General features: G+C 37.8%; 3 protein-coding genes. All 3 read right to left on the bottom strand.

Annotation, left to right across the window (positions count from 1 at the left end; translation table 11 throughout):
• Positions 1-311: 311 nt before the first annotated feature.
• The 3 genes from recG to U9P79_01220 are packed head-to-tail and all read right to left on the bottom strand — an operon-like array spanning position 312 to position 4,362.
• Positions 312-2,384: an ATP-dependent DNA helicase RecG gene (gene recG, locus U9P79_01230; protein MEA2103252.1), complete on the bottom strand. Its 2,073-nt coding sequence runs from the start codon at positions 2,382-2,384 to the stop codon at positions 312-314.
• Positions 2,381-3,052 (bottom strand): SOS response-associated peptidase, encoded by a 672-nt coding sequence (locus U9P79_01225; protein ID MEA2103251.1) that lies wholly within the window; start codon positions 3,050-3,052, stop codon positions 2,381-2,383. The genes recG and U9P79_01225 overlap by 4 nt, the downstream gene beginning before the upstream one ends.
• Entirely contained in the window at positions 3,028-4,362 is a 1,335-nt protein-coding gene (locus tag U9P79_01220; GenBank protein MEA2103250.1) for a Y-family DNA polymerase, read from the bottom strand. The genes U9P79_01225 and U9P79_01220 overlap by 25 nt, the downstream gene beginning before the upstream one ends.
• Between the last annotated feature and the right edge of the window lie 228 nt (positions 4,363-4,590).

Genomic DNA, 4,590 nt, shown 5'->3' with positions numbered 1-4,590 from the left:
TACATTTCCCCAAAACGCCATAAATGGCGTAAAATAATTTGCCTGATCTTTTACCTATCCGTAAACGGATAGGCTATTTTTTTTCGCGTTTGTGGCTATTTTTTCACAATTCAAAATTCAAAATTCAAAATTTCCCTTCTCCGTTTTCCCTTTTCCCATTTCTCATTTCACCATTTTTTATTTTTATTCGTGCATTCGAGGCTAACTCTTTTTAAATTTTAAACTTGAGCTTTTAATAGCCCAGCCATTCATGGCTGGGAAAAAAACAAAAAAAATAATCTAGGGCGTTCACGCCCTTTTGATCTACAAACCTAAAAGCTGAACAACTTTTCCTTTTGGGCAAATTTCTTCTTATACTGTTTGCGAAGAAGCTTATTTGTTTCCAACTTCAAATCATAATCTTCATCAATGATCTTAAAAGCAATTTTCCTAACTTTTTCCAATACATTTCTGTCGCGAATTATATTGGCAATTCGAAATCTTGGCATACCAGATTGCTCTGTTCCAAAAAATTCACCGGGACCGCGAATTTCCAGATCAACTTCGGAAATCTTAAAACCGTCATTCGTCGCTTTCATTGTGTTGAGCCGAATCAATCCTTCATCGGACATTGGGTAATAAGCGACTAAAACACAGTATGATTTGTATTTCCCTCTTCCCACCCGTCCGCGTAACTGATGCAATTGGGAAAGCCCAAATCTTTCCGCATGCTCGATCATCATAATAGTTGCATTGGGAACATCAATCCCCACTTCGATTACTGTGGTAGAAACGAGCACATCAATCTCACCACCGGAAAATTTTTGCATGATTCTATCTTTATCTGCGTTTTTCATTTTCCCATGCAAAAGTGCGAGCCGATATTTTGCAAATTCACCATTTTGCAAATCTTCAAATGTTGAGGTAGCATCGCGTAAATTCAATTTTTCCGATTCTTCCACAAGAGGACAAACAATATAAACTTGCCTTCCCTTATCAACCTCTTTTTTGATGAAATCATAAACTTTCGACTTCTTTGCTTTCTTGATCCAGTTAGTATAAATTTCCTGACGATTCGGTGGCAACTCATCAATGATGCTCACATCCAAATCTCCGTAAACGGTAAGAGCCAAAGAACGCGGAATCGGAGTTGCACTCATTACCAGTTTATCGGGTATTTGCCCTTTTTGTGACAAAACTTTCCTTTGCAAAACGCCGAATCGGTGCTGCTCATCAACAATAACCAAGCCAAGATTTTTGAACTTAACATCCTTTTGGATCAGCGAATGGGTGCCAACTACGATATCATATTCACCTTTTTGAACAGCGTCTTTTATGGCACTTTTACCGGCATAATTCCCACCGAGCAAAATTATACTTTTAACCGGAATATCCTTCAAAAAATTCTTGAGAGCAAAATAATGCTGGTGAACGAGTATTTCCGTGGGAGCCATTATCGCAGCCTGAAATCCATTTTCAACCGCCAAAAGCATGGCAAAAATAGAAATGATCGTTTTGCCGGAACCAACATCACCCTGAAGCAAACGATTCATTTGAAAAGGGGAATTCATATCTTTCACGATCTCGTTGAGAACTTTTTTTTGAGAAGCGGTCAATTCAAAGGGGAGTTTATTCTTCAAACTCGTGGTCAGAGTTTTTTGCAAAATCATCGAATTTCCCTTAGCACGACTCCAATGTATTTTTTTTCGAGCAAGCATCAGTTGAAGAAAAAATAATTCCTCAAAGATCAAACGCTTTTTCGCAACCTCTACGTCCTCCTCCGATTCCGGCATGTGAATTTTTTGCAAAGCATCCGATAGAGAAATGAGTTTTTCCTCATTCCGAATATAATCCGGCAAAGTTTCCGAAGAATCGAATCCTCCATTGAGAATAGTAAAAATTATCTTACGAAAAAATTTATTTGTCAGCCCTTCTGTAAGGTGATAAATGGGTAACAGATCGCGTTTTGACCAAAAACTTTCCTTTTTCTTATCCTCAATAAATTCCACATCAGGATGAGTGATACTAAGATTTTTGCCATAAAACTGCAACCTTCCCATAACGATTATTTCATCCCCGACCTCAAATTGCTTCTGCAACCATTTTGACGCATTAAACCAAATACAAGTTATGTAGCCGGTTCCATCCGAAACCACTACTTTAAACATCGATTTTTTATAGCGACTTTGAAGAGTTCCCTTGGAAGTAATGTGAACTTTTACGGAGATTATCTCGTCAATTTCCAGCTCCACGATTGGACGGTTGTTCACCCTATTTACGTAATCTCGCGGAAAATATAAGAGAATATCTTCAACCGTTTTTATTCCGAGCTTCTCCAATAATTTTGCCCGTTTCGGACCGACTCCGGAAACGTACTGAATTTTATTTTGGGAAGAAAAAGTCATAGCGGTTTTATGCACTCAACGGAATTATTTTGGGGTGAATTGACAAACGGAGAAACCTGATAAGTTTGCATTTCATTAGGTTCATAAGACTTGAGAAAGGAAAGCAATTCGTTTTTATCGTACCGTGAATTATCCAGCCAAATATTTTCTGATTGTTTGGAGAGAATCACCGGCATTCGATGATGGACTTCCTTAACAAGTTCGTTTGCAGATGTAGTAATTATTGAACAGGAAAATATATTTTTCCCTTCTGAAGAAATCCATTTATCAAAAATTCCGGCAAATCCGAAAATTTCACGATTCTTTAGATGAAAATAAAAAGGTATTTTTCGGTTGTCCTGTTTCTTCCATTCATAAAATCCGGAAGCAGGGATCAGGCAGCGTTTTCTCGTAAAAGGAATTTGAAAAGATGGCTTTTCTGTTAAAGATTCAGAGCGAGAATTTATCATTTTATATCCGACCGATTTATCTTTTGCCCAATTTGGAATCAAACCCCAGCGCATTGTTCCAAGTTTTTTCACGCCCTTGTGATGGTCATAAATAACCACAGCCACATCATTTGAAGGAGCCACATTATAACTCGGCTCAAAATCCATTGTTGTTTGCAGAACATCAAATTCCTGAGCAATCTTTTCGGGTGTATTTATTTGAGCAAATCTTCCGCACATAAATTATGATTTCCGTTCATTTTTTTACTGTTTGCTTTCGCTACCGGAAGTTCGTTCCAGTTCGTAGTGTACGATGGTGATTTCATTTCTCTTTTCATTTTCCAATTTTTTTTATATCCTGTCGATGCATAGCGAATTGTATCACTTCCCCACTTCTTGTTTATCTTGTCAATTTTCTTCATAAGTTTCTGATTTCTGCTCCGAAAATATTCCGAGCTAAAAAGACTGAGCTGGGTTTCACCTTCGACTTGAATACCGGATAACATTATTCCTGCTTTTCTATAATTAAATCCCTTTTTGAATATTTTTCGTAAATTACTGTGGGCAATTTTAATAATCGCAGAAGTATCATCCGTTGGTTGAGCGAGTTCAAAAGTTTGGGAATTTGAATATTGAGGCTCATCTTTTTTGAAACGATTGGTTGCGATAAACACCGTAACGGTTGCAGATAGAAGATTTTGTTTGCGAAGACGAACCGTAGCTCGTGAAGCATAGGTTGCCACGGCTTCTTCCAGATCCTGCAATGTGGAAACCGGTTTTCCGAACGACCGAGAACTGACGATCTGTTTGTTTGGAGGTGTGATCTGCTCCAATTCTATAGAAGGAATACCACGCAGCTCGAAAACAGTTTTCAGTCCAACCACAGTGAGATTTTTGCGTATCCAATTATCTCTGCAATTTTTTAGATCAAAAGCAGTATAAATTTGATTTCTTTTGAGAAATTTCTCATATCTCCCGCCAATTCCCCAAATTTTACCTACATCCGTTTCCTTTAGAATTGCATTAATTTCCGCTTCAGAAAATTTGGAAATATCATAAACACCGTTTAATTTTACGGATCGTTTTGCAATATGATTGGCTATTTTTGCCAGCGTTTTCGTCGTAGCAATCCCAATTGAAATTGGAATCCCAGTCCACTGTTTGACGGTTTCGGAAATTTCCTTTCCATATTCTGTCAGATTCTTATGAGCAAATCCGGAAAGAAGTAAAAATGCTTCATCTATTGAATAAATTTCATAATCAGGTGTAAACTGTGAAAGTGTATCCATCACGCGAAAAGACATATCTCCGTAAAGTTCATAGTTAGAGGAAAAAACAAAAACCTGATGTTTCTCAATTAATTCCCGACACTTGAAAAAAGGTTTTCTGAAAGGAATTCCCACAGCTTTTGCCTCATTCGAACGGGCAATGATACAGCCATCATTATTTGATAAAATCACGATAGGTTTTCCTTCTAACTCAGGCTTAAAAACTCGCTCGCAAGAAGCGTAGAAATTATTGCAATCGGCTAAGGCGATGATGTGTTTCATTTTTATAAACCACTAATTCGAGTCTGTCCGTTAAGTGAAATCTTGAGTTAATCCGCCAGCTGGCAGATTGACTTAAGATTTTCCAGCTCACAAACATAACGTAAACTAACTTAATATATAACTTTTTAATTCGGCACGGAATGGTCCGTGCCGACTCTTCAAACGGAGTTGTCCGTTACGTCTCGAAAAGAGTACTTTACGGATGGACACTAATTCGAGTCTGTCCGT

This window comes from Candidatus Cloacimonadota bacterium (assembly GCA_034661015.1).
In the GTDB taxonomy this organism is placed as follows: Bacteria; Cloacimonadota; Cloacimonadia; order JGIOTU-2; family JGIOTU-2; genus JAYEKN01.
The sequence above is the reverse complement of the archived record's forward strand: the minus strand, read 5'-3'. Positions and strand labels throughout refer to the sequence as shown.